20 protein-coding genes and 2 pseudogenes are annotated in these 26,415 nt (G+C 46.8%); 5 read left to right on the top strand and 17 right to left on the bottom strand.

Going from position 1 to position 26,415, the window contains the following annotated elements:
* Positions 1–22: 22 nt before the first annotated feature.
* The 5 genes from ABEW73_RS16745 to ABEW73_RS16725 form a co-directional block, all read right to left on the bottom strand.
* Positions 23–787: a Cof-type HAD-IIB family hydrolase gene (locus ABEW73_RS16745; protein WP_430166355.1), complete on the bottom strand. Its 765-nt coding sequence runs from the start codon at positions 785–787 to the stop codon at positions 23–25.
* On the bottom strand, positions 784–1,620 hold the full coding sequence (locus ABEW73_RS16740) for a carbohydrate ABC transporter permease (protein WP_430166353.1): 837 nt from the start codon (positions 1,618–1,620) through the stop codon (positions 784–786). Before ABEW73_RS16740 ends, ABEW73_RS16745 begins: the two co-directional genes overlap by 4 nt.
* Before the next feature lie 29 nt (positions 1,621–1,649).
* On the bottom strand, positions 1,650–2,600 hold the full coding sequence (locus ABEW73_RS16735) for a carbohydrate ABC transporter permease (RefSeq protein ID WP_430166351.1): 951 nt from the start codon (positions 2,598–2,600) through the stop codon (positions 1,650–1,652).
* A gap of 115 nt (positions 2,601–2,715) precedes the next feature.
* On the bottom strand, positions 2,716–4,188 hold the full coding sequence (locus tag ABEW73_RS16730; RefSeq protein WP_430166349.1) for an ABC transporter substrate-binding protein: 1,473 nt from the start codon (positions 4,186–4,188) through the stop codon (positions 2,716–2,718).
* A 310-nt stretch (positions 4,189–4,498) separates the two neighbouring features.
* Positions 4,499–4,966, bottom strand: coding sequence for a YdcF family protein (locus tag ABEW73_RS16725; protein ID WP_430166347.1), 468 nt, complete (start codon positions 4,964–4,966; stop codon positions 4,499–4,501).
* Between the two features lie 329 nt (positions 4,967–5,295).
* On the opposite strand from ABEW73_RS16725, the gene ABEW73_RS16720 reads away from it, so the two are divergent.
* Complete coding sequence (locus ABEW73_RS16720; protein ID WP_430166346.1) at positions 5,296–6,471, top strand: ROK family transcriptional regulator; 1,176 nt, start codon at positions 5,296–5,298, stop codon at positions 6,469–6,471.
* Between the two features lie 202 nt (positions 6,472–6,673).
* On the opposite strand, the gene ABEW73_RS16715 is transcribed toward ABEW73_RS16720, so the two are convergent.
* Positions 6,674–8,971, bottom strand: a complete 2,298-nt coding sequence (locus tag ABEW73_RS16715) for an accessory Sec system translocase SecA2 (RefSeq protein WP_430166344.1) — start codon at positions 8,969–8,971, stop codon at positions 6,674–6,676.
* A 492-nt stretch (positions 8,972–9,463) separates the two neighbouring features.
* Here ABEW73_RS16715 and ABEW73_RS16710 point away from each other — a divergent pair, with 492 nt between their 5' ends.
* Entirely contained in the window at positions 9,464–10,627 is a 1,164-nt protein-coding gene (locus ABEW73_RS16710; protein ID WP_430166342.1) for an alpha-hydroxy-acid oxidizing protein, read from the top strand.
* 297 nt (positions 10,628–10,924) lie between these two features.
* On the opposite strand, the gene ABEW73_RS16705 is transcribed toward ABEW73_RS16710, so the two are convergent.
* A complete protein-coding gene (locus ABEW73_RS16705) occupies positions 10,925–12,127 on the bottom strand; it encodes a pectin acetylesterase-family hydrolase (RefSeq protein ID WP_430166341.1) in 1,203 nt (400 codons plus the stop codon).
* A gap of 451 nt (positions 12,128–12,578) precedes the next feature.
* Between ABEW73_RS16705 and ABEW73_RS16700 the strand changes: the two genes are divergently transcribed.
* Positions 12,579–13,454 (top strand): hypothetical protein, encoded by an 876-nt coding sequence (locus tag ABEW73_RS16700; protein WP_430166339.1) that lies wholly within the window; start codon positions 12,579–12,581, stop codon positions 13,452–13,454.
* A 991-nt stretch (positions 13,455–14,445) separates the two neighbouring features.
* Here the strand turns inward: ABEW73_RS16700 and ABEW73_RS16695 are convergent.
* From ABEW73_RS16695 to ABEW73_RS16685, 3 genes are all read right to left on the bottom strand, one after another.
* The gene (locus tag ABEW73_RS16695) at positions 14,446–15,621 is read right to left on the bottom strand and encodes an MFS transporter (protein WP_430166337.1); all 1,176 of its coding nucleotides are present in this window, start codon (positions 15,619–15,621) and stop codon (positions 14,446–14,448) included.
* A 142-nt stretch (positions 15,622–15,763) separates the two neighbouring features.
* Complete coding sequence (locus ABEW73_RS16690; protein ID WP_430166336.1) at positions 15,764–16,816, bottom strand: LLM class flavin-dependent oxidoreductase; 1,053 nt, start codon at positions 16,814–16,816, stop codon at positions 15,764–15,766.
* A 150-nt stretch (positions 16,817–16,966) separates the two neighbouring features.
* Positions 16,967–17,248 (bottom strand): ArsR/SmtB family transcription factor, encoded by a 282-nt coding sequence (locus ABEW73_RS16685; protein WP_113057782.1) that lies wholly within the window; start codon positions 17,246–17,248, stop codon positions 16,967–16,969.
* Between the two features lie 132 nt (positions 17,249–17,380).
* On the opposite strand from ABEW73_RS16685, the gene ABEW73_RS16680 reads away from it, so the two are divergent.
* Together ABEW73_RS16680 and ABEW73_RS16675 are read left to right on the top strand one after the other, a co-directional pair.
* Positions 17,381–17,584: a helicase C-terminal domain-containing protein gene (locus tag ABEW73_RS16680; RefSeq protein ID WP_430166334.1), complete on the top strand. Its 204-nt coding sequence runs from the start codon at positions 17,381–17,383 to the stop codon at positions 17,582–17,584.
* 227 nt (positions 17,585–17,811) lie between these two features.
* Entirely contained in the window at positions 17,812–19,251 is a 1,440-nt protein-coding gene (locus ABEW73_RS16675; protein WP_430166332.1) for a lytic polysaccharide monooxygenase, read from the top strand.
* An 898-nt stretch (positions 19,252–20,149) separates the two neighbouring features.
* Here ABEW73_RS16675 and ABEW73_RS16670 read toward each other — a convergent pair.
* From ABEW73_RS16670 to ABEW73_RS16640, 7 genes and pseudogenes are all read right to left on the bottom strand, one after another.
* Complete coding sequence (locus ABEW73_RS16670; RefSeq protein ID WP_430166330.1) at positions 20,150–21,322, bottom strand: MFS transporter; 1,173 nt, start codon at positions 21,320–21,322, stop codon at positions 20,150–20,152.
* Between the two features lie 53 nt (positions 21,323–21,375).
* A complete protein-coding gene (locus tag ABEW73_RS16665; RefSeq protein WP_430166328.1) occupies positions 21,376–22,170 on the bottom strand; it encodes a dienelactone hydrolase family protein in 795 nt (264 codons plus the stop codon).
* A gap of 31 nt (positions 22,171–22,201) precedes the next feature.
* Entirely contained in the window at positions 22,202–23,068 is an 867-nt protein-coding gene (locus tag ABEW73_RS16660; RefSeq protein ID WP_430166326.1) for an aldo/keto reductase, read from the bottom strand.
* A gap of 257 nt (positions 23,069–23,325) precedes the next feature.
* The gene (locus ABEW73_RS16655; protein ID WP_076176473.1) at positions 23,326–23,634 is read right to left on the bottom strand and encodes a winged helix-turn-helix domain-containing protein; all 309 of its coding nucleotides are present in this window, start codon (positions 23,632–23,634) and stop codon (positions 23,326–23,328) included.
* A gap of 526 nt (positions 23,635–24,160) precedes the next feature.
* Positions 24,161–24,688: pseudogene (locus tag ABEW73_RS16650) on the bottom strand (DDE-type integrase/transposase/recombinase); the annotation flags it as partial.
* 575 nt (positions 24,689–25,263) lie between these two features.
* A complete protein-coding gene (locus ABEW73_RS16645; protein ID WP_430166324.1) occupies positions 25,264–26,043 on the bottom strand; it encodes a class B sortase in 780 nt (259 codons plus the stop codon).
* Between the two features lie 18 nt (positions 26,044–26,061).
* Positions 26,062–26,415, bottom strand: a pseudogene (locus ABEW73_RS16640) (hypothetical protein); the annotation flags it as partial.

Below are 26,415 nucleotides of genomic sequence, written 5' to 3'. Positions count from 1 at the left end.
TACTAGAATACGTATGCTGCGTTTACTCCATTTGGAATACATATTTCCGAATCGCCAGAGCAACGCCGTCCTCGTTGTTGGTGGCCGTCATTACGTCCGCTATGGATTTGATATGCTCTTCACCGTTGGCCATCGCCACACCGAGACCTGCCGCCTTTAAAAGCTTCACGTCATTATCACTGTCTCCCATAGCAATTACATCGGGCATAGAGAAGCCCAGCATCTGGCAAACCTCGCTCACTCCGCTTTCCTTTGTAATACCTTTAACTGAAATCTCCATATTACTAGGGGCCGAACGGGTAACTTCGAGCGTCCCCCAACTGAGCAACTCTTCTTTAATTTCCGCGAGCTTCTGTTGATCATTGCTGCCGATGCCGAATTTCATCCAATCCCGTTCGAACATTTCAGGCGTCCAATCCTTGTCGCCCGTCAGGCTTTCCACGCTGTAGCCCCAATACCACTCGCCCTGTTCAGTAGCAATAGCGTGAATGCGGCGGATCGTGTCCCGAGGAATAAAGACGCGTTTATTAAGCCTGCCCGGTCCCTCCCAAACTTCTGCGCCATTGAGCAGCACCATCGGGGAATCAAGCCCCAGTTCGTCCCAGAAGCCCTTTGTAGTTTGCAAGCCTCTTCCGGTGGAAAATATCACCCTAACACCGTGATCTACTGCATATCGAAGCCACTTTTTGTTCTCTTCCGTAATGTGCTTTTCATCCGTCAGAAGAGTCCCGTCCAGATCCAATGCAATCAGCTTATATTTCGCCTTCACTTGCTGCACCGTATTCATCCCTTCACCGCTCCCATTGTTGCGCCTTCCATCAGAAGTTTTTGGAATAAGATATAAATAATAATGGACGGTACCATCGCAATGGTTACACCGGCAAACAAAGTTACCCAATCCGCAGTAAACTCCATTTGCTTATTCGCGGAATACATTTGCACCGCAATGGGATATTTCTTGGGATCGCTCAAATAGATGAACGGCGCTAAGAAATTGTTATAGAACCCGAGGAACTTGAATACGCCAACGGTTACAATTCCCGGTGTAGACAAAGGAACAATAACACGCCAAAACTTTTGGAATAATGTAGCACCATCCATCGTTGCGCTCTCCTCAAGCTCCATCGGCAGAGAGCTCATAAACCCTCCGAGCAGCATAAGGTAGAACACGCTTTCACCCAAACTAGACAGGAGAATTAAACCGGTCAAGCTATTGGTCAAACTCAGTTCCCGCATAATGACATACTGGGGTACAAGCGCATTGATGCCAGGCAGGAACAGGGACAACATAATCAAACCCCAAATCAATTTTCTTCCTTTGAAGCTCATTCGAGTAAGCGCATAGGCGTTAAGTGTCGTAAAGAAAAGTCCAAGCACCAGACTTCCGCCAACATAATAAAGAGTATTTAAGAGTGATTGCCCAAAACCGTATTGATTCCAAGCCTTCGAATAATTCTGCCATCTTAGTTCCGAAGGCAGCGCCCATATATCTTTAAAAAACTCAGGATTGCTTTTTAACGATTCATAAATAACCCAGACTAAAGGAAATAATATGGTCAGCGACCAGGCATACAGCACCAGACGCCACACAATGTCCATTAACGTTCGTTTTTCCTTCAAACATATCCCTCCGAACCTTCATATGGATATTAATACTCGTAGCCTTTGTTCGGCACAAATTTATCGATTAACAGCTTTGCCGTTACTAATATAACGAATAGAATCATACCGACTGCGGAAGCGTAGCCGTAATTCCGATACTCTACGCCAAAAGCTAAGTTAAACATGTAAAGGCCGATGACGTCCGTCGACCCGAATGGCCCTCCATTCGTCATAATGAGAATGATTTCGAAGCCCTTCATTGTGCCGACGACGAGGAACAAAGCACTGACGCGGATAATTGGCGTAACGAGCGGCATTGTAATTTTAAACAAGCGTGTCATATGTCCGGCTCCTTCAAGAATCGCCGCCTCGTACAATGACTTTGGAATCCCCAGCATCGCATTGGCAAAGATAATGACGTACAAGCCGACACCGCCCCAAACCCATGCCGGGATAATGGATGCAAGCGCCGTGCTTTCATTGCCCAGCCAATAGAAATTCCCGATATCAATTCCGATGAACTTCAGCATCCCATTCAGCAAACCGTACGATCCGTCATAAATGAAAGCCCAGAGGAGAGCGACTACGACCGTAGATAAAACATTCGGGAAGAAAAACAATACCTTCAACAATTTATTTTCTTTATACGATTTATTTGTAATTAAATAGGCAAGCATCAAAGAGATGATAATAACAAAGAAAGGCACTGTTATCATGAGAATCAAGTTGTGGGTAAGCGCGCGCCATACATATTTATCTTGGAATGCGGTGACGAAATTGGACAGCCCGACAAACGTTGCATCCGTAAACCCGTCCCAATTGAGCAGCGAATAATAAACGGATAAAATGTTCGGAAACAACGTAAAGAGCAAGTAGCCGCCAAAGGGAGGCACGATGGCTATGAACAGAAATATCCACTTCTGCGTATTCGCTTTATCTAGACCCAGTTTGCGCAGCACAGAGGGCCTTGGTGTCTTCACAGCGGTTAAATCAGACACGAGAGGTCAACTCCTATCTTACTGTTTATTAGTCACTTTCAGTGTGAAGCCTATAGGGTCTCAGAAGTTAAAACGGAAGAGCGGAGATGAATCCTCCCCGCTCCAACACGTCTTATTATTTCTTTTCAGCCTCTAGAGCTTTCTTCAACAGCTCTTCAGCTTGCTCCAGAATCGGTTTCGGATCCTGCATGCCCATAGCAAATTTCACAATATTCTCATTCATTAATTTTTCGGCTTGAGCAAGATTCGGATCGGAAATGTTGATAGACCGGCTTGCTTTAAAAGTCTGAGCATTATTATCTGCTATGTACTTCAGAACAGATTGAGCAGAGCTGGAAAGGTTAGCCGCTCTGGAAGGATCCTCCATCAAATCCTTGCGCATTGGCAAAGCACCTGCTTTTTCGGCAGCAAATTGTTGATTTTCAAGCGTAACCAGCCATGCGATCAATTCTTTGGCCCACTTTTTGTTCAGTTCCGGCTTAGCTGCCCAGATATAATTGAAGTTTGAAGTTCCGCTTCGAATCCAAAGCGTTTGATTCGTGTTATCCCTAAAAGGAACAGCCATGAAGCCCCAATCGAAATCCGCAGGCGTTGCTTCCTTCATCTCATTCTCAACATGTGTCCCTGTCGATACCATCGCAGCTTGCCCCTGAATAACCTGCATTTGCGATTGCGTATGGTTCAATGCCGGAAGTCCTTCTGCAAAATATCCTAGCTTGCCAAGCTCATAGAAGCGCGTCCAGGTTTCAACCGTCTCTGGATTTGTGTATTGCGGCAGACCATAAGTTCTGTAATTTTCGATAAATTCATCGACATGGCCATTGATATCAGCCAGCTCAAAATTTTTGGCTGTTCCGAACGCCCAGTTATGGTAGCTTGGATGAATGCCCGGGAACGTAATTGGAGCAATGCCGTCCGCTTTAATGTCTGCTAGAAGTGCTTTAAATTCGTCCCATGTGTTCGGGTTCTGGTTCCAGCCGTGCTCTTCGAATAGCTTTTTGTTAAAAAACAACCCGCCAAAGCTGCTCGCCGTAGTAAATTCGTATCTTTTCCCATTGATCATCGGCGTTGACTCGTACATGCCAGGCATCATAAGATCCTTGACCTTTTTGTCCGGTACGTCTGGAAGAGGGAAGTCCCAAATGTCATCCATGGGTTCAAGCTTGCCGGCTTCAGCGAGCCCTATAATACCTCCAGACGGTTCTGTATTGAATAGATCAAACATGTCATTATCATTGCCTGCAGAGATTTTTGTAGAAAGAATCGTCTTCATATCAGCTGAAGCCGTGATGTCTATTTTGACATTGGGATACTTGGCTGTGAAAGCTTCAACTGCATAATCGAACCACTCCCGGCCATACCCTCCTACAAAGAAGCCCACCTTTAGTGTTACTTCCTCATTCTTCGGCAATCCATTCTCGTAAGTCTCTACTTCTGCAGATACACCTGGCTTATCCGAACCAGCAGGAGTTGTACTTGGGCTAGCCTCGTTCTTTCCGCTGTTTCCGCCGCAACCAGCCAGCATAGTTAAAGATAATACCGCTGCAACACCCGTGCTCATGAATCGTTTCATTTTTCCATTAAACATTATTTCGCTCCCCCGTTAATTAATAAATAAAATGGATTAACTATTTAAGCATAACTACGTTTTGTTAATCAGCAATCAAATCAGGGTTAATACTTTGTAAATAAACAATGGCTTAGCTTGTTAAGCCTCACCTCCTATATATTCCTGTAACCGCTTACATTTTAATTGCGAATTGGCCAGTTGTCAACCCTTTTGTCAATCAATTTGATCATTAATTACTCTTCTAATACTCGGGAGAGTTAACCGAAATGCCCGAATTTCTAAAAATGTTAATTTCATCTGGAATCCCACAATGCTTCTAAGACTTCGATTAGCGCAGAAACCGCCTTTTATGCCAAGACGATACATAATATACTTCGTGCGGCGGATATGAAATAAATTGGTTATGATCATAAAAGATTAGCTGGTATTGCTCCATCAATTGTTTGCTAAAGATTAAATTCTGAACGGTATTGTATGACTTGTCTTCTTTTAATACTCTTTTTGCCGGAACGCCCTTCTCAACCAAGTACTTCTTCATCAGCTCCGCTTCTGAGCAACGTGAACCAACCGCTCCCCCCGATACAATGATATATTTGTACCCATACTGCCGAAATCGTTTGTAAGCCTCTTCCAGTCTTTCCTTAAGCAAAGGGTGTATTCGGCCGTCTTTAGATACATAGCCAAGTACAATAAGTGCATCTGCCTTACCTGGTTTTAACATAACTGCATGCAGCCAGCATATGTAAGTCAGTACCGTCATCGCTGCTACTGCAATTATCCATCCAATCCATACCATTACTTGCTCCTCTAAACGTCAATTTGTTATATTTAATCAAATCAGTTTACGAATATAATATCTCTTTTTAGCACATTGTCAATACAATCCGTTTCGTTTTTTTAGTGTTTTTGGATTAAGAGTTTTCGTATTGACTGTATCTTGCTGTATAAAACCGCCATCTATCGCCGTTTTTCGGAAATTTATAATGAATGTTCGTTGAATTAAACGAACTTGCAACTTTTATTCGCCTCGTATTAATGCTACACTTGTAGCAAAGTATGTTCCTAATTTGTCAAATGTTTTGAATCTATATTATATAAAACGTTGTTGGAAAGAGGATGCATATTGTGAGTGATTCAGTTAAACAAACCAGCCATATGTTATTAAAATCAATTAATCAGCAGAAGGTTCTTTTTCTCATTTATTCAGAGGGGCCGATCTCTCGCGTAGAGCTTGCGGAAAAGACTGGACTAAGCAGACAAACGGTAACCAATATCGTTAATCGCCTGTTGAAGGAAAAAATAATCGTGACAGGGGAGCTTATCGACTTGGAGGCAGGCAGCGGAAGGAAAAGAGTCGGCCTTCATATCAACAGCGGCCACTTTTATGCCATCGGGCTTGAGCTCGCCGGCAAATACATTCGCGGAAAAGTGTACAACCTGCGTCAAGAGGCAGTCGCATCAGCAGAACGCACGAGCAACAAATATGGTTCTATAGATGTGCTGATGCAGCTGTTACATGAAGTTATTGATGAGCTGCTCACCCAGGTACCCAACACCTCCAAATTAAAAGGGATCGGAATCAGTATGCAGGGCCTGGTAGATTCTCAGCATGGCATCGTTCTGCGAACACCCGGCATAGGAGTTCATCGCCTGCCACTCAAGCAGCTGCTTGAAGACAAATATAACATCCCCGTGTATATCGAGAACGATGTCAATCTTCTCTCTGTCAACGAGAATATGAACGGCTCCTTGAAGGAATCCAATAACAATATCACCATTAAGTTTGATTATGGTACAGGCGGCGCAATCGTCCATAATAAACAAATTATAGCAGGATCAAGCTTTGTTGCAGGTGAATTCGGGCATTATAAAGGCTTCTATGGAGAAGATGCCTATCCATGCCATTGCGGCAGATCCGGATGCTTAACGACGCTGGCTTCCAGCAGCGGATTGAGTGTTTCCATCAAATGCACGTTAGAGGAGTTCGCAGAAGGCATAAGAACTGGAGATCCTAAGTTCCTTAGTTTATACGAAAAAATTGTTGATGGCATCGCGACCGCCGTTACCAATATCATTACATTTATAAATCCAGACAGTTTGCTTATGACTGGTCGAGTCATTCCTACCATCAGTCCCGAAATGTTCAACGAGATTAAAGCTAGAGTGATGCACCAGTTGCCTGTGACCGTTAATAACGTACAATTGATCCACCTTCATGACAAACCGGATGAAACAAAGCTTGCTGCCGGATTAGTTATTAAACGTGCATTTGAAATACCGCTGGATACTTTATCTCTTTAATACGACGGATTTAAACCATACTAGAACGGTTCATCTCTAAGGAAACAGATTTAACTCAAAGCACTTCAACTTTGATACATCGCCATGAGGCTTGTACGTCCTTGCGATGTATTTTTATTGTCCGAAGTCAACACGGAGCCAACGCTTCGCTTCAACATTTTCAGCGCAGGTTGAATTGAGCGTTCGCTCGTATCAGTCCCGATCAAAATTCTGACCACCCGAATACCGGCCTCAGCACCTTGCGAATCCAATAAGCGATGATCGTCCCTGGATTCCATGAACCGGGATTCTGCAAGTACTCCATGTATTGATCGTTGATAATATAAGTCCAAGTGGAAGTAGGGCTCTTCAGCCCGAACTCTTCCCACTTCGCCGGATCATTCGAACCTCCGAGCTTTGCGAGCATATTGGAATACGCTCTATTTACTTTAGCCGGAATTTGCTCGTAGGCTTGGATGATTTGCGTATGAAATTCGTCGATCGGATTACGGTTAGCAAGTTTTGACAAATGGATGCTTTCGCGAATGTAAGAAACGTATGCCAGATGCTCAGCCCAGAACTTGTCGATATAATAAAGCCGTACCCGCTGCTCCGAAGGGCCCACCTTCGTCTCGCCTTTCAAAATTCTGAGACGCTCCTCGTATAAAATACGCCTCTGTTCCTCCACCATATCCGAATAACAGTTCAGTTCCTGGCGGATATGGAAGTTTTGGCCCATAATAACGCGCTGAATATGCGTAATTTTGCTGTAGAGCACCGACTCTCCGAGTGCTTCTTCCTGCCTAAGATCGCGATACATGGGCGGAATCGCTTTATCGATGCCGAACTGAAGAATCAACTCATCCTCTAAGCTTACGAAAAATACGGAAGCTCCCGGGTCGCCTTGTCGGCCGGAACGCCCGCGCAGTTGGTTGTCGATCCGCACGCTTTCGTGCATATGCGTACCGATCACGTACAATCCGCCTAACTTAGCGACAACTTCTGCCTGAGTGGGGTTGCCGCCGCCGAGCCGAATGTCGACACCGCGTCCCGCCATATTCGTAGACACCGTCACGGCGCCGATTTCTCCCGCTTTGGCGATGATCTCGGCTTCTTTTGCGTCGTTTTTCGCATTCAGAACATGGCAAGGTATGTCGGCAGCCGCTAGCGCCTCCGCCAGCATGTCAGACTCCCCAACACTTGACGTACCAATGAGAATCGGACGTCCCGTCCTATGGACGGACGATATTTCTTGAACAAGTGCCTTAAGTTTGGCTTCTTTATGGGTATAAATCCGGTGCGGATGGTCAATCCGTATGTTTGGCCGGTTCGGCGGAATTTGCACGACCTGCAGCGCATAAATACTTTCGAATTCCATTGCGGAAGCGAGAGCGGTAGCCGTCATTCCGCAAATCTTCGGATATAGGCTAAGGAAGTGTTGAAGGGTGATCGTACCGAGAATTTTCCCGCCGGCTAGGGACTGCAGCCCTTCTTTGGCCGCAAGCGCGGCTTGCAGTCCGTCCGGCAAATGCCTGTTCTCCGCCACGCGGCCGGTATACTCGTCGATCAGCTCGATTTTACCGTCCCTGACGATGTAATCGACGTCTTTTTTCAATAACGATTCCGCATGCAGCGCGCAATTTAACGACGATAACAAATGACTATTATGGCTTTCGTACAAATTGCCGCATCCCAGCAGCGATTCCGCTTTAGCAGAGCCCGCTTCATTCAAATAAACATTCCGCTTGAACTCGTCGAAGTCGTAATGCTCATCTTGCTTAAGCTGCCCGGCCACTTCTGCGAAACGAATGCCGTAGCTTTTGTTGGAAGAGCCCGGCTCGCCGGCGATGACTAGAGGCACCCGAGCTTCGTCGAGGAGCAGTGAATCTGCTTCGTCGACGATGACGTAGTGGAAAGGACGATGTACGGTATCGGCTTCGTCTAGTGCGATCGTGTCGCGCAAATAATCGAATCCCGCCTCTTTGGCCGTAACATAGGTTATATCTGCGGCGTACGCTTCCCGTTTTTCGGATAATCCCATGCCCGCTTGAACCGATTTTACCGTTAATCCGAGGAAACGATAGATCGGACCCATCCACTTCGCATCTCGATGTGCCAAATAATCGTTAAAAGTCAGCACATGAACGCCTTCGCCGGTTAGCGCATTTAGATAAGCAGGCATAACAGCAGAGAGCGTTTTTCCTTCACCGGTATGCTGCTCGATCAAAAATCCCTCGTGCAGAGCGATGGCAGCCATGATCTGGACATCGTAGGGTTGTAATCCGAGCGTTCTCTTCGCTGCCTCACATACTAGCGCATAGGCATCGACAAGCAGCTCGTCCAAAGGCGTACCCGATTCTGCTTCCTTTTTCAGCCGGAGAGATTCCGCTTGCAGCCTCTGGTCGTCCCAAGCTTCCAGATTCCGTTTCCTGATAAGCTCCGCTTTGTGCCGATAGCCTTTCAGCTTAATCCGGGTATCGCGGTCCTTGAATTCTCGCATTAACTTGACGGCTAAATTCATCGGAATTGATCCTCCTCGATAGAAATAACTCCCCATCATAATATATTGGTTAAACCCCTACGCCATCCTCCTAGTTAGTACGTTTCGATTAGTTTTCCGTTACGCCATTTTTCAAACTTTATATAGTCTACTCTGTATTGGTCAAAGAATAAATCAGCTTGTGATTCAAGAAGGCATCCCCATTTGGGATTCACTCGTTTCAAGTTCTATTACTGGAATCTTGCGTTCAAGCTTTTTCTGAAGAAAAATTCACGAATATATAGGAGCCGTAATGAGATTGTGATATTGATATCTGTATCGATTGATTGGTGACTAATTTTCCAACACTTTGTCCAAGCTAGAACTGATGTGAGCCGTCATACTTAGTCTAGAAAGGGCTGACCCTTTTCCAAAATGGCTGGGCATTCAGTCGAGAAGACTTTTGGGATCGTTGCTTAAATCAATCTTAGTGTAGGGGAAATGTCCCCACAAAAATCTGAGGGGGATATTTGGATGGCTATGGATAGCGAAACTACACAAATGGACTTTTATCAATGCGGTGATGAGGCCGCAAAGCTATTGCCAGTATCGTTCGACGAATGGGAAACCCGGGCAAAGAAAATTCTCGCTGCCGCGCCATTTGGCTACGTTTATGGCGCAGCAGGGGCAGGCGATACACATCGTGGCAATGTAGATGCTTTTCAGAAATATCGAATACGACCACGGGTGTGTTGTGACATTACAAAACGGGATCTCTCGGTATCGATTTTCGGAACCCAATTCCCCGTTCCTTTCCTACTAGCACCGATCGGAGTCAATACAATTCTCCATCCCGATGGAGAACTTGCCCCCGCTAAAGCCGCGGCGAAATGTGGAGTTCCTTATATACTCAGCAATGTTTCCAGTGTATCTATGGAGCAAGTGGCAAAAGAAATGGGAGATGGTGTTAGATGGTTCCAACTTTATCCCCCTAAAGATCACGAACTTACAAAGAGTTTCCTCAAACGTGCGGAGGATTCCGGATTCAAGGCCATCGTGGTCACAGTGGATTCGACGCTTCTTGGCTGGCGCGAGACTGACTTACGTAACGCATACCTACCGTTCCTTACAGGACATGGGATGGGTAATTATTTCTCTGATCCAATCTTTTGTTCCAAGCTTAGGGAAGCACCTGATAAAAACGTCAAAGCAGCGGCCTTGAAAGCCTTAGATGAAGGGAATAACACCTGCTTTACTTGGAAGGAACTTGACTTTATTCGGGAACATACCCGGTTGCCCCTACTTATTAAAGGAATTACACATCCGGACGATGCCATTTTGGCTTTGGAACATGGCGTTGACGGTATCATTGTTTCGAACCATGGAGGTAGACAGCTTGATGGAGCCGTGGCTACTTTGGACGTCTTACCTTCCATTAGTGAATCGATACAGGGGAAAATTCCAATCATCATGGATAGCGGTATTCGTAGAGGAGCGGATATCATAAAAGCCATCGCACTTGGCGCTACTGCTGTCCTCATCGGTCGCCCGTATGCTTACGCCTTGGCTGTTGCAGGAGAAACCGGGGTTGAAGAGGTGATTAAACACCTTATTGCGGAAACCGAACTGCAACTCGCTATATCCGGACGAAGCTCCATTCAAGAGGTGGACCAATCCCTTATCATGAAAGTGAAATGACCAAAGCCAGCGGGAAATGGGAGGCTTGTATGAATCTTAATTTTTTCCGGGAAGCCATGGTCGTATCATTCGTCTGATTCTGTTTGCTGCGCATTGTAGGCAAAATATTCGTGATCCAGTACGTTGCCCCTTTTGAGGGGCTCTTTTCATTTAAGGGAGGGCAGAGGGCCTGTTCGATGCCGTCCCAACGTAAGATTCTAAAATCCGCTGATTGATCCCGCTTTAGAGCCCCAATAAACACTCCAATAATGAAAAAGAGTGGAAAAAAGGCCCCCCTAGACCTTATAACCGGCAGCGTCAGCCCTCTTTCTCTACAAAATGCCGCCCCACGGAGTAATATTCATCCTTATTCACGGCATCGTCCAGCCACTTCATCAGCTTCACCCCGTCCTGTTCGGCTGTGTAGAAATGATTTACTGGGGAGAGTGTATGTGGTGTCCTGCCCGTCTTCTCGTTAAGACCGTAATCCGTGATGTAATAATAGTAGCCTGGCAATACTTCAGTTAGCTCTCCGGCAGATTGCAGCATACGTACCGACCAGCGATGCACATATTCGCCATCGTCCGAAACGTCACCATTCAGATCCTTTTCAAAGTCGAACAGCAGCTCATCATAAAGCGTGTTGGACTGCAAAAGTACCGCATTGTCCGGGAGCAGCTTGCGGTTCGCCGCGAATACGGACGAAATCAAATCGCCGTTGACTTCATAACCAAAGGTTGCTGCAAAGTTGGCCTTCCATTCGTTGTCGATAATATCCGGCCAGCGGTCGGCATTTAGGTAGGAGCCGTCCGAATATTGATAAATGCGGGCATCCGGGTAGCGTTTCGCAATCTCAGGCGCCCAGAAAGCAGCTCCGAATCCTCCGGCGCTTTCTCCCGCAATGAGGATCTTTTCCGGCCCAGCGAAATGGTTTTCAATCCATTCCAATGCCGTGAGCGTATTGGCTTGACCGTTGTAACGTATTGTAAACGGCTTGCCTTTGGCGTCCGTATATTCCTTGGATGCATTCCCGATATGCAGATCACCAGTAGAATAAGGAATATATACTATATTCCAATCCTTGAACGGATTGTCGGGGTTATTATTTTTCAACAGGCCGCCAAGCGTACTTACTTTAAAGAATGGAATGTTCGGAAAGTAATATTTGATCTCACCGTTCTTCATTACATTACTTAGACTGATCGGCTGCGCGGCAGTCACCGCATCCCAGGCCACACCGCCCCCAGAGAAATAAATGATCAATTTATCTTCAGCAGTTGCTCCCTTATTGGCAAGTAAATAGTATTCCGAACCGTCGGCAGAAATGACTTGTGCATCCTGGTCAAACTTGATTTTATTCCAGACATAGCGCTCCGCAGCAGCCCAGTTATCCGGTTCAGCAGGCTTTTCAAGTATGAAGAAATAAACATAACCCGCCAAAACACCCAAAGTAATTGCAATTGCGCCTATCGAAGTCAGGAGAATCTTGTTGATTCTTTTCACTGTTTTCTTTTTTGCCACACAAAGACCGTCCTCTCAACCATAAAGTAGTCCACAAGTTTAACAAATAAAAACAGACGGTTTTCACTACCGTCTGTAACGCACTGTCGATCAGATTTTTTTACTTCTTTGAATGAGTAGCAATTCAACTCCACATAATTCCTCATCAATTTTATGATATCACAGAGTGGAAATATATGGGGAAATATTTGTCTTTTTTCAAAGCAAAACCCCTTAAAACTACAATTTAGTCAAGTAATATTTTTACATGGAGTATTACAGTGGACAATATTTGTGTGGTAAAATACAGAAAATTTTCGGGGGTGAAGGTGTGTATGGCTATTTATGAAGTTAATAAGAAGGTGATTTTTAATCCAATCCTCCATTGTATAGTTGATCTACCCAGCCGCACCGAAGGGACTTCCCTTCCGCCGCTCAAGGTACGAGAATCTTCTTCGGGAGGGCTATGTTGATGAGGGATGCTGAAGAGGGGCAACAGGAGCACATCGTGACGCTGCCATTGTTCTCCACCACGGACAGGAACGGACGGATGACTGCGCTCCTGCCGGGACGTCGCACAGGACGAGTGGCTCCACTGCTGCCGTGGTTGCTCGCATCCGCTGTACTGTGGGCACTAACTGGCTCCGTGCCGTTCGGCGCCCTGCTCGGCCTAGCGCCGACACCGGCGATTAGCATATTCCTCGGGCATCCGGTCACGGTGGGCGCCGCTGTGGTGCTGCTCTTCGTCTCGATCGGTGCGACAAGCGGAGTGTACTCCAGAGCGGTCGAGCAGTTCGGACAGACCAGAATAGCTGGTCTATTCGCGAGGCTAGCTTTCACAGGAGGACTCATCGTAATCGCGGGGGTCCTCCTGCTCTGGACCCTGACAAGCGATCCATCGCGACCCTTCGACCTCGAGGCAATAGCGACGTCGCCGACGATCCCGCCAGAACTTGGCGCAGTCGTCGGAGCTGGCTTTGCCCTCTGGACCGCGATCTCTCTCCTGCGGTTACCAGGATCGATCGCCCACGCCCGACGGCGTCAGGCGGACATCGAGCGCCTCCGCGTGGAGGGCTCGTCATTCATCGGAACGCTGACCGCCGTAAACTTTACTAACGCATGGCTCTTCAATCTCCCAATATTCACGGTCGAGGTAAGTTACATCGTCGACGGTAGGACACGTGTCGTGTTAGCACACATGCGCACCAGCGCCGAACGCGTCCCCGTCATCGGCTCGCGCTTGCTCGTACTGACCGACGATCGCGGAAGCACCCACGTGGAGTTGGATCCGTCCAATATAGTGACATTCGATCCGGACGTTTGGAAATATGTAGCATCAGACGGTTGAGTCTGTGGCCCTATCCACTTCGCTTGGGGATCCCGCCCCACTAACCACTTAGGCAGCAATTCGTAACGGTCAAGTATAATGGGTCAGCAAATATTGCGCTTGCTGCCCCGTTCACGTCTAGCGCCTGTGCAGCCTCCACGGTTAGGTTTCTCAACTTCAGATGTAGCGTAAGTCTGGGGGATTTGGGCTTACAATTTATTCAGCCATAATTGATATTACTTCGTCAATAATCTTCACAATTTCCTTATAAGGAGCTTTAAAAAATTCCCGACTTGGATTTATTCTGTATTGAGAAAGCCGTTCATGTATTATTAAAATGAAGTCCCATCTTGTAGATTTTGAAAGTATCAATGACTTTAGCAAGAGAGTTCATCATGATCGAGATCCACTTGACACACTGAGCCAATAAGTGAAACTGAATTAGAATCATTTGTAAAACGAACCTTAGAAATTATTCGAGGTGTTCACAAAGTGCAGCAGTGTAACAACATATGGATACTTAGCGGATACTTCCGAAAGAATGATCCGCTTTTTCATGATCTCCTTTTCGATTACCGATACTGAGTTTTGGGTACTTCTGAATAGTTCATCACATTGAACAATGGGCGACAAATGTAAGATTATTGATATGCATGATAATATGACTACGTTAAATCAAACCAACAAAAGGTGTTTCATACCGACTCTACCCCATCAAATCGAGTCATTCTACGCTACAAACTTCTTCAAGGGTGGCCAGATTCCCTCCTCCTCGTGGGCATGTTTCTTCCGTAAGCCCTCAAGGTAAAAATTTCGCCCCACTTATGATACGGTTCAGCTTAACGGGTATATCGGCGAAAAAACAAAAGGAGCTTGTCAACTCACATAGTTACCCACCTTTTTCCAGGAGCTATTACCAAGCTAACATGCACAGAAGGCCACCGAAGAAATCGGCGGCCTGATCTGTCAGTGATTATATAGAAACTTGGTTTTCAAACTTCAGCCTTGTCGGTTACGCTCCGTTTCGTTCCGCCGTTGCAGATCGGCGACGCATGGATAAAGAAATAATAGCCGGGATGAGTGCCATTGCGACGCCAACTCCGCCAAACCAACCAACTGCTGCAAGAGAGATGCTGTCTACAACGATACCCCCAATTACAGCCCCTACGGCCATTCCCAACTGCACGATAGAATTGTTCAAACTCAGGACGATCCCCGAAGCCTGAGGAGCCATGCCGATTAAATAAACCTGTTGAACCGGCCCCATCGACCAAGCAAAAAAGGACCATAACATAAGCAAAGGCAACACGAACATGGACGAGTGGGAGAACGCAGTCAGTAACAATAATATTCCGGAGTGAAAGAGCAGGCCCCCAATCATCGTACGGGGGATACCCCATTTATCTGCACCGTAACCGCCAACTTGGGAGCCTATGAGACTGGCCAGCCCAAACGCAAACAACCCGACGTTTACCATCCCTTCGCTCATCCCCGTAATGTCCAGAAGAAACGGCGTTATATAGGTGTACAGCATCGTATAGCCCAATATCCAGAAAAAACTGATGGAAAGCGCGACAGCGATTCGGGGGCTTTTTAATAAGGCGAGCTGTTCCCGAATAGGAACGGGAGCCTCTCCTTCCGATTTCGGAATCGTAAGCAAAAGGACCACCATCGCGACCAAGCTTAGGGCCCCGACTCCCGTGAAGATGATTTTCCAATCATGTGAGCCCGCAATGATCCTCCCAAGCGGGACCCCTAGAATAAGTGCGAGGTTAAAGCCCACTAAAACCGTGGCGATAGCGCTGCCCTGTTTTCCAGGATGAGACATTTTGGCGGCAACCGTCATGGCGACGACCATAAATACCCCCGTGCTGATCGCCAAAATAATTCTTGCTCCGAGCAGCATGCCGTAGCCTGTAGTTGTGACAGTGATCAAATTCCCAACGAAAAATAATCCCAAAGCCGATAGCATAAGCTTTCTTCGATCCATTTTTGCCGTGAGTGCAATAAGAATCGGGGTGCCGATGGCATAAGCAAGCGAGTAGACCGTAATCAACTGCCCGGCCGCTACTACCGACACTCCAATATCGCTTGCAAGCATATCCAAAATGCCAGTAATCACAAACTCCGAAGTTCCGACTAAAAAGCTGACAATAGCCAGAATATAAATTTTCCATGAATTCCCCATCTATTTCTCCTCTTTTCATTTCAACAGGTCTAAATCTATAGAAGTCATATTAAAAAAATAATGCTTAATTGCCGACTTCATTTCTCGGCTCAATCAAGCCTCCTTGTTCCAAGCGTTCGTACTCTGTTTAAGCGTGATGGCCTTACGTCTGACGGGCGAGCTCCTTACGGACAATCGGCGCTACTTTCGTGCCGAGAAGCTCAATCGTCCGCAGCAAGTCGCGATGCGGCAACGAACTGAAATCGATGTACATCATGAAGCGAGTCAAGCCAAGGTTCTTATGCAGCAGCACGATCTTCTCTGCGACGTATTCGGGATCTCCGACATAAAGAGCGCCGTTAAGGCTGCGGGCTGAATCGTACGAGTCACGTGTATAGGTAGACCAGCCTCGTTCCCGTCCAATGTGGTTCATTTGTCCAGCCATGATAGGGTAATACCGCTTAGCTGCCTCTTGTTCCGTATCCGAAATAAAGCCATGCGAATGTGTAGCAATTTGCAGCTTATTTGGATCGTGACCGGCTTTCACGGCGGCTTCTTTATAAAGCTCCACCAAGGGTGCGAATCTTTGCGGCTCCCCTCCCAGGATAGAGAAGGCAATCGGAAGTCCCAGCAAACCGGCCCGAACAGCTGATTCCGGGTTGCCCCCTGTGCCGATCCAGACAGGCAAAGGCTCCTGCTGTGCACGAGGATAGATTCCCATGTTGTCAATCGCCGGGCGATGACCGCCGCGCCAGGTCACCTTTTCGGAGGCTCGAATCTTCAACAGCAGCTCCAGTTTCTCTTCATACAATTCCTCGTAATCTCTCAGATCATAGCCGAATAGGGGGAACGATTCGATGAACGAACCCCGTCCGGCCATGATCTCCGCTCGCCCGTTCGACAGACCGTCCAGCGTTGCAAAGTCCTGATATACCCGCACCGGATCGTCCGAAGATAGCACCGTGACTGCGCTCGAGAGCCGAATCCGCTTCGTTGTAGCCGCAGCGGCGGCCAGAATGACAGCTGGCGACGAGCTTGTGTAGTCGATGCGATGATGCTCGCCGACAGCATAGACATCCAGGCCGACTTGATCTGCTAACTGCACCTCTTCGATCGCCTGGCGCAGCCTCTCGGCATGCGAGACACCGCCATTTCCGGGATTTGCATGGAGAAAGGTGCTCATTCCAATCTCCATCGTATTCGTTTGACAACTCATAGTCATTCTCTCCTTCTTAATATGGAATAGGGATGAATAGCAAAAAACGTTGAATGATCATTCCAAATCGACTCGTTCGCTAAAACTACAATCAAGTATGAGCTCCATCATTTCGACTGTTCTAAATATATAGAAATGATGTTTAAAAAATTACGCCAACAAAAAGGGCGCAAATTTTTCCGCTATTTCTCGATTGACGTTATAGTGAATAAACGATCCATTCTTGCGAGAATCAATCAAGCCAGAGTCCGTCAATTGCTTCAAATGATGCGATAGCGTCGAGCCTGCAACCGATTCAAGCCTTTCACCGACAGCGGTGAAGCATAAATTGCTCTCTTTCGCGAGCAGTAAAGCGATCTTCAGCCGGGTTGGTTCCCCCAAAGCTTTATACACTTTAACCGCTTGCCCGATATCTTCTTGATTTTCTCCCACTATTAGCACCTCCCTACATTTCTTCTGCAGTTCTATAACTATCGAAATCAATATTAGCACCAAGCCACTCAAAAGTAAAGGGGGGGGGATTACTTTAATAGCACAGGTAAGAATGGCTATGACTACGCCTACGTGTACCCCGTGAACAAAGTACTGCAAGCAGGCGGCAGGTTAATTCGCTCAGAACAGGAGCGCGGCATTCTGATGCTAGTCGATGATCGTTACTTGCAAGCTCAGTACAGGAGTCTGCTGCCGAAGAGTGGAGAGAGTATGAGGTATTGGAGGCGAGTAGACTGCCTATTATCGAATAAAGAGGGGGTGCACGATTCAATCTAGTTCATTTAACTTAGAGAAAATGTATTCGCACGAAGGAGTAGGACTAGCAGATGCGACATTGGAATTATTTTACCAGCTTTCTATACATAATCTGCCACATTATCCGATAATTATTGGTATCTCATCAGAGACATCAATTAGTTTAAAGGAGCGAGACGATGATTAGCAAAATGTTTAAGCGGTTAAACCGAAATGGAGAGGTAAGGAATAATTCTTGGAGGAAAAAGGTGCTGCAAGTAGCACCGCTGCTCGTATGTGGAGTCATTGGATCAATTATATTTGCGGATCAAGTATCTGCTCATGGTTATATTCAATCTAGTCGTGCGGCTCTGTGCAAGGATCTAACGAACAAAAACTGCGGTCCCGTGCAATACGAGCCGCAAAGCGTGGAAGGATTAGGCACTTTCCCGGCCAAAGGGCCTGCTGACGGCCAAATTGCTGGTGCTGGTGTGTTCCCGCAGCTTGACGAGCAGACAGCTAGTCGCTGGAGTAAAGTAACAATGAATGGCGGCAAGAATACCATTAAGTGGACATTAACCGCACCACACGCTACGAGAGAATGGAAATATTACATTACCAAGAAAGATTGGAACCCGGACAAGCCGTTAGCTCGTGCTGATTTGGAGCTTATCGAGACGTTTAACGATGGTGGAGCCAAGCCGTCAACAACGGTTGTACACCAAATTAACGTGCCGACAGATCGCAGCGGCTATCATGTAATTCTGGGTGTATGGGAAATTGCGGATACGGTGAATGCTTTTTATCAGGTAATGGATGTGAATTTGATTAACGATGATAACGGGAATCCAAACCCAGAGGACACAACGGCACCAACGGCGCCTACTGCTGTGACATCTCCTGTACAAACGACGAACACTGTTGAATTGCGCTGGAATGCGGCTTCCGATAACGTAGGTGTTAGTCATTATGACTTATACCGTAATGGTGTGAAGGTACAGACGGTAACAGGCACATCGGTTGTCGATACAGGTTTGGAAGCAAATACATCCTACACGTATACAGTAAAGGCTGTGGATGCGGCAGGCAATGTTTCCAAGGAAAGTGCTGCGATTATAGTGACAACGAAGCCAATCCCGGTTGATGATACAACTGCTCCAACGGCACCGACATCTTTGCACACTATGGGACAGACGACCTCGACGATCAATCTAATGTGGAACGCATCTACGGATGACGTAGGGGTGAAGCATTATGAAGTCTATCGTAATGGCGTTAAAGAACAGACGGTAACAGGTACAATGGCAACGGACAGCGGCTTGCAGCCAAACACAGAGTACACGTACTATGTAAAGGCGGTTGATGCAGCAGGCAATGTGTCGGATGCGAGCAACTCTATTACAGTGAAAACAAAAGAACAGCCAGCCGGACAATTACCAGAGTGGGAATCAGCCAAGGTGTATACAAGCGGAAACCGCGTTCTGTTCCAAGGCATAGAATATGAAGCGAAGTGGTGGACGCAAGGCGATCAGCCGGATACTTCTGATGCATGGAAGCTATTGAGCAGCAGCATAACGCCAGAATGGAATGCGACCAAAGCTTACAATGGCGGAGATCGCGTCATATATGAAGGAGTTACGTACCAAGCCAAGTGGTGGACGCAAGGCAATGTGCCTAGTAAATTAGATGTTTGGCAGGTTGTACAATAAAGAATGAAGTCCACTTTTGCAGCATAAAGAAAACGGCTTTGCCGTCCTATTGGGACAGTGAAGCCGTTTTTGTTTATTTGGACCATGAAGTCATCGGACTTATTGAGAATTATGAATCAAACATCATATTTCGTAGTTCCATAAGTATCATGCGAAATACAAAGCTCTCCGCTTACCGCAATCATACCACGAACTCAGGAAACATTTCCGTATTTTACCATAAATCCTTGCCGTCACTTGTGATACGGTTCTCCTTATCATTCTAACGGCGAAGTTTCTTCCTTACGGCACAACAACAAAAGAGCTAATTTCCGAAGCCATGGATATGGCAGGTAGATAGCTCCTTTTCTTGGACTCCATTCTGTGCTAACGTTGAGACGTTTTGCTCTTTAGCATGCGGGTTCAAGCAAGGCAATGCCTGCACGGTGGCCCGGTGTGACGTTCCCCACATCAGACCGCGTACAAGCACCTTTTTAATCCAAAGGGTAGTCAGCATTTACCATGAAGAAGCAGACGCCCACTTCGGAAGGCTTGCCACTGTTGCTCGGTCGAGAACCCGATATCAAGTGCATCGACCTAAGAACGCCTAGGATGGAGACCAACATATCCCACATTGATTGGGGACCTCGAAGAATCGAGAATGCACTAGGTTACGTAGAGACGTGCGCAATATGGAGTGATTTGGATGTTGGACATTGCACCTTTGTTCCCGGATACCCCTTTCTACGGTCATCAGCTACCAGCTCCTCCTTGTACTCTTTTCTTTCAAACTACTACAGGGTGAAATCCTGCGAATTCATGAGAATCGATAGCTGGTGTGTAAATCACTTTCTCATTGTGGTTGATCTCGAAGAGAACGCGAAACGTATCGATCCGGAGTCGACAGTATAACCCTTCATCATTTCGATTTAAACCCGTATTTTTTCGCTTTCCATGCGACGAGCAGAGCCAAAATCAACAAAATAAGTCCTACCCCCGGGAATGAAAGCACCCCTGCCGAATTCAATAATATTCCACCTACAGCACCACCGCAAGCAATAGCAAAATTCCATGTCGTTGAGCTTAACGACAACGCGATATCTACGGCCTGATCATCCACGGCTTCGGCAATAGCAGTCTGTAACAGGGATGCTGCACCACCGAATACAAATCCCCACAGAATGATAGCAACATAGATGCCAACCGGTAAGTTGCTGCTGATACCAAATAAAAGAGTAACTAAAATAAAAGCGATTAAACTCCCAAGGACTAAGGGGCGTAGATAACGATCGATTAATCTGCCTACTAAAAAGGTACTCACGATCGAAGCAATACCATATACGAGCAATATGAATTCAATTTTGTTGAAGCCAACGGAAGCTAGCAATGGAGAAATATAGGTATAGAGTATATTGTGAGCCGTCATCCAAGTCAAAACAACAAATAATACGGAACGTACTCCTGGTGTTTTAAAAACAGTCCAAACCGAAACTGAACTTTTATCAGACTGCCCTGGAAAATCAGGCAATTTCCATAAAATCCATCCTATTAGAACAGCCGCGACTAAGGACACCACTCCAAATAAACTGCGCCAACCAATAAAAGAACTAAGAAATGTTCCGAGGGGCAAACCAAAGGTCAAAGCAATGGGGATACCCATCATAGCGATAGACACGGCACGGCCTTTTAGCTTCTCTGGTACCATACGTCTGGCATATCCTGTAAGCATCCCCCATACAACGCCTGCAGCTACGCCTGCAAAAAGGCGGGCAATCAGAGTTAATATAAAGATAGATGATATGGCCGTGATCGTGTTAAAAACCAAGAACGTGCAAACGGTCAGTAAGAGAAGCGACCGACGTCCCCAATTTCGAGTTGCTGTGATGATAGGGACAGCCCCTACGACCGAACCGATCGCATAAAAAGTGGTCAATTGACCAGCCATACTTTGAGAAACACCGAGCCCTTGGCTTAATTGAGGCAGCAAACCGGCCGGCAGGATCTCCGATAGCAACGCAAGAAAACCTGTCATTGCCAAAGCTAGCAGTCCCGCTAATGGGAGGCGATTGGCGGCATTTGCATTTGTGTTCATTTTTTTCCTCCTGAATACTGTTTTTTTTAAAGAGTGTCCGCTTCAACCGCTTATTACTTCTCTGGGCGAATCCAATCGGCTGCATCCAGCTTTTCGGCGAACCAGGTTAATGTTCGCTGCCATGCGTCCTGGGCTGCTAAGGGATGATAGCTTTGCCGTTCATTGCAGAAGAAACCGTGATCGGCTTCGGGATAATAGTAAATGGCATGCTCGATGTTGGCTGCTTCCAACGCTTGATCCACTTGCCCGACGACTTCCTTGGGAATTCCCCGATCCATTCCTCCAAAGAAGCCGAGAACGGGCACCTTGATTCGGTTCGTTCTGTTGACGGGCGCCACCGGAAATGAAGGAGTTTGAGCCGTCAGTCCACCACCGTAATAGACAGCGGACGTTTTGATTCTGTCGGAGAAATGGCTGGCCGTAAGATAGGAAAGCATACCACCCATACAGTAACCGATGACACCGACTCTCGTTTCGTCTGCACCTTCCAAATCGAGGATATAGTCGAGGATAGCCTGGAGGTCCCCCATCGTTCTCTCCTCTGTCAGCGGCTCCCGGGACTTGGCGGTTGCCGGATATTCCGTGTAGCCGAACGTTTGCCACACTCCCGAACGATAATACAAATCGGGTGATACGACGACATAGCCTTGTGCGGCAAAACGACGGCAAACATCCTGAATGTGGCTGTTCACGCCAAAGGCCTCTTGAATTAAAAGAATAACAGGAAGATTCGATTTGGAAACTCCTTTGGGCCTTACGATGAACAAAGGAAGCTCTGCAGGGGAGCCGTCAGCGGTATCCCGCTTGGCGAAGACCTTTTCGGTTTCTACTTCAGTAGGTAATAGCATGAATATCTCACTTCTCTATTCTGTAAATCCTTTACTTTAATTGTGAAAGGGTACTGAAATCTTCGTCGTTGAGCGTAATACCTGCGGCCGCAATATTCTCCTCCAAATGCGAGAGGGTTGAAGTCCCCGGAATGGGCAGCATCACCGGTGAACGTTTTAACAGCCAGGCAAGCGCGAGTTGAGCTGGCTTCGCGTTCAGTCGTACGGCCATATCATCAAGCGGACTTCCTTCACGCGCAAGCGCGCCCGTCGCCAGCGGAAACCAGGGAATGAAGGCGATACCGTTCGCTTCCGCGTATTCGAGCACCGGCTCCGAATCACGTTTCACTAAGTTATACAAGTTTTGCACGGAAGCGATCGGCGTGATTTTCTCCGCTGCTTTCAATTGGTCCAACGTGACTTCGCTGAGACCGATATGCCGTATTTTTCCTTCTTCCTTCAAAAGTGCAAGCTCGCCAAGCTGTTCTTCGAGCGGTACTTTTGGATCGATCCGATGCAGCTGCATGACGTCGATACGCTCGAGACCAAGATGACGCAGACTCAGTTCGACCTGTTGACGTATGTATTCGGGACGTCCAACCGGGAGCCATTCGTCCGGGCCGGGACGCGTGAGACCCGTTTTTGTGGCGATCACAAGATCTTCCTTATATGGGTGAAGAGCCTGTTTGATCAATGGTTCGGAGACGTAGGGGCCATAGGAATCGGCGGTATCGATGAATGTGACGCCAAGCTCTACCGCTCGCCGCAGAACGCGCAGGGCTCCCTCCGGGTCGGTGGGATCTCCCCATACTCCAGGGCCTGTCAATTGCATGGTCCCGTAGCCTAACCGATTGACCTGAAGATCCCTTCCTATTTTTAGGTTGCCGGAAGCGGCTGCCGTAATTTGTTGCTCTGACATTTCAATTCCTCCCTTTTTGAGATCATTTCAGAGCAGCTTAAACTTACTCCTACGATCTCATAACAGTTAGATACTTGTCAAAGTATCTCATTGAGATCTATTTTTGTCAAGTTGTTCTATAATATTTAATTTGATGAACAATGTATTGCTACACTCTAATGTTGCAGACGTCCTCAAACGAACGCAAAACCCCCCTCATGAAAACATGAGGGGGGCCAGATGAATATTCAAATCGAAATTCAATCGGCGTGCTTCATTCAATTCGCATCGATTTCCGAGAGCCTATCCAGATAGGCACGAAGAGTATCGGATTGCAGAACGAGATTTTTAAACTTGCCTTCGCGTATGACATGGATTAATCCTGCCGTCTCCAACTCTTTAATATGGTGAGACATGGTCGGGGCGCTTACATTATGGTTATTTTGAAGGGTGCTGCAGGCAAGGGGGTCTTTGGAAGCGCCTATTTCTTTAAGCATCTGGTATCGTCTCGGCTCGGCAAGAGCACGTGAAATTAATGTGAACTGATGATCTGATAATTTAATCAACTGATCTGATAATTCAGTCATGGAAATTTCGCTCCTTTCTTTGTGATTTTGTCTGGTGAAAGGTTAGTACAATTATAACACATTTCAAACTCTCAAAAACATCGACGGCGGTTCTTTACGCTCGAGACAAGGCTTTTATCCACGAAACGCCTCTCCTTTAAATCCCCACCCCTTTGACACAATCAACGAAGGCTGCGAACGCCTGAACCGGATGCGCTCTTAATCCTACGCCTTTCTCAGCAATTACTGATTCGGTCAAAAGGGTATAACCGATACCTGCTGGAAAAGCGGAATACCTCTTAGCAGTCGGTACGAGCGCACTGGTCAATCCACACTGGGTGAACAAAGTACGAGTAGGCAGTGCGTTGCATCCATTCGACCATCATTTTCGCAGCAATCGCAACGCTTAAGGAGGAAGAGGTTGGAGTGTAGGAACCGTCCCTGGCTTCGCCTACTTATGATACGATTCCACATATCATCTTGAGGGCGAAATCGAAGGGCACCCCATTGTGACATGGGGTGCCCTTCTGATAAATACCTTCTTCTTAACATAATCATATAATTCTAGTTTTAGATGATGAAGACTCTGGAAATTCATCTGGTTGACGAATTCTGTTTTCATCACTTTGTAAGTAGCTTCAGCAACGGCGTTGTCATAGGGGCAGCCTTTCATACTCAGAGAGCGACCAATCTTGAACGTCTCTAATAGATCGTCCATGGTCTGATTCTTAAACTCGCTTCCACGATCCGTATGAAACCACTGAATGTCGCTCAAATCGCCTTCTACTGTGGCAAAGGCACGGGAAATCAGAGCAGCGTCCTTGTGTGGAACTGCACTGTGACCAATGATTTCTCGGTTAAATAAATCGATCAGCACGCAAATGTAATGCCACTTGTGCTGAACTTGGACATAAGTGAGATCGCTGACTACGAAGCGTTTAGCTTCAGTTTGATCGAACTCACGTTTTAATTCATTCGCCGTTGTAGCTTCGTTACAAGCAGTCTTGTGCGGCTTATACTGCGCTATTGTGTACGTGGACACCAGACTCTGCTCTTTCATAATCCGTCCGATTCGACTTAGTAATGACTATCCAATTGATAACAAGGTTTACAGATGCCTTTTAAAGACATTTATTTCAACTTGGGAAGCTCAGATGTTAAGAAATACACGTTAACCATCCCGCAATTAGCCATGGAAATTTGAAATAGCAGCAGATAAATTTAAGAGCAAACAGATCGTCGAACATGAATAGTCACAGGGTTTCGGGTCTGAATGATCGTGGCAACTACATGTACAAAATGGAAGTTTGAATTCCCGTCGTTATGAAGCTTAATGCTTAGAAAAGAGAGCAACACGAGTGACTGCCACTGCGTGTTGCTCTATCTGTTTTGTTTGTACGAAAAGCTTCCTTACATGACAGCTTGAAAAGTACCCCCTATTTCAGAACCTTTCTTGGCAAATAAGCTGAGGTCTAAGGATTAACAAACTTCGTTTCATCTACGAAAATTCGCGCCGTTCGGCTCTATCGGTGAAAAATAAAGACACCTAAACGGGGGTGCCCCCTAAACTAGATCAAAAGAAGCCAAAAAAATCGCGTCCTCCAAGGGAGAACGCGATATAAAATAGCTTGACTCCGTGTAGAAACACCGTTATGAACGCTTTCGGGCCACCACTGCTAACCGGCCGTTATCGGTCGAGTACTCGCATGTGGATAGTACAATAAGCTTGTCGCCATACCGGGCTGTTACGCCGGTATCATAAAGAGCGAGTTTTTTGATGTTCTGAACATACGAATCGAACTCGGCGGGCGTACTTACATTCTCAATCTGGTAGTATTTAAAAACGTCGTCCGATTTGCGATAAACTTTTGACAGAATAACGGCAACAATTTCATACTCTTCCTTTTCGTAAAGCGTGCTGAACTGGAACGTTGCATGCTCTTTATAAAAGCTTTCGTTCTTGTACTTCATTAAATCTTTAAACATCCAGCCGCTTTTCATGTGATGCCCATGAATCAGCACAATGTCCGAACCGTTGGTCCGGCTATGCGCGTCCAAAAAAGGGAGGCCGCCTTTGTTTTCCTTTTTATCGAAATCATGATTGAGATAGTACTCCGCATCCTGTGGATTCTGCATGACCGGATACTCAATTCGGGTGCCGTCCATCTTCAGCCAGCCGACGATGTCCGAGTTCCTCTCGTAAAGCTCTCGAAATTCGGGAAGCATGACCGGCCCATCCGCCTTATTGAACAAAACGGAGGGGGATGCAGCCCCTCCGCCTTTGTCCGACCCTTCCCCCCAAGCTGTTGCCAGCTCTTCGATTTTCTGCTGCTCCGCATAATCCTGCAAGAGAGTTCTCGAAAAATTGACGAGCGAAAATACCAACACAAGGAAAGAAACAGCGATAAGAATTTTTTTAGTTTTGCTCATTTCTTACCGCCTTTCCGGTCACTGGATGTGCGTTTTCTTCTTGTTACCGAGTAAACAGAATCCGATCGTCATCAAGGACATCAGCATCAAAGCCAGATAGAAGATTGGCGATGCACTGTTGTCTCCGGTTCTCGGAGCATCGTCCAGCTCGTTATTTCCATTGCCCGCACCCTTATCGGCTAAGTCGCTGTCATCAGGCACGTTTTCGATGTTGTTAGTCCCATTGTTGACGTTGCCAGGCTCGGAGCCAGGTTGGTCAGGAACAGGGCTGACAGGGCCTGGGTTCTCCGGCTCTGGCGCTGGGCTGACAGGGCCTGGGTTCTCCGGCTCTGGTGCCGGGTTGACAGGACCTGGGTTCTCCGGCTCTGGTGC

Origin of the sequence: Paenibacillus lautus (genome assembly GCF_050482385.1) — a bacterium.
Lineage (GTDB): Bacteria > Bacillota > Bacilli > Paenibacillales > Paenibacillaceae > Paenibacillus_AQ > Paenibacillus_AQ lautus_B.
This window is presented reverse-complemented; position numbering and strand designations above follow the sequence as displayed.

Coding starts and splice junctions, on each gene's coding strand:
- ABEW73_RS16645 (WP_430166324.1), bottom strand. CDS start 26,043: ATGAGCAAAACTAAAAAAATTCTTATCGCTGTTTCTTTCCTTGTGTTG.
- ABEW73_RS16690 (WP_430166336.1), bottom strand. CDS start 16,816: ATGAGTTGTCAAACGAATACGATGGAGATTGGAATGAGCACCTTTCTC.
- ABEW73_RS16665 (WP_430166328.1), bottom strand. CDS start 22,170: ATGCTATTACCTACTGAAGTAGAAACCGAAAAGGTCTTCGCCAAGCGG.
- ABEW73_RS16725 (WP_430166347.1), bottom strand. CDS start 4,966: ATGGTATGGATTGGATGGATAATTGCAGTAGCAGCGATGACGGTACTG.
- ABEW73_RS16710 (WP_430166342.1), top strand. CDS start 9,464: ATGGCTATGGATAGCGAAACTACACAAATGGACTTTTATCAATGCGGT.
- ABEW73_RS16695 (WP_430166337.1), bottom strand. CDS start 15,621: ATGGGGAATTCATGGAAAATTTATATTCTGGCTATTGTCAGCTTTTTA.
- ABEW73_RS16700 (WP_430166339.1), top strand. CDS start 12,579: ATGAGGGATGCTGAAGAGGGGCAACAGGAGCACATCGTGACGCTGCCA.
- ABEW73_RS16715 (WP_430166344.1), bottom strand. CDS start 8,971: ATGAATTTAGCCGTCAAGTTAATGCGAGAATTCAAGGACCGCGATACC.
- ABEW73_RS16670 (WP_430166330.1), bottom strand. CDS start 21,322: ATGAACACAAATGCAAATGCCGCCAATCGCCTCCCATTAGCGGGACTG.
- ABEW73_RS16730 (WP_430166349.1), bottom strand. CDS start 4,188: ATGTTTAATGGAAAAATGAAACGATTCATGAGCACGGGTGTTGCAGCG.
- ABEW73_RS16660 (WP_430166326.1), bottom strand. CDS start 23,068: ATGTCAGAGCAACAAATTACGGCAGCCGCTTCCGGCAACCTAAAAATA.
- ABEW73_RS16655 (WP_076176473.1), bottom strand. CDS start 23,634: ATGACTGAATTATCAGATCAGTTGATTAAATTATCAGATCATCAGTTC.
- ABEW73_RS16745 (WP_430166355.1), bottom strand. CDS start 787: ATGAATACGGTGCAGCAAGTGAAGGCGAAATATAAGCTGATTGCATTG.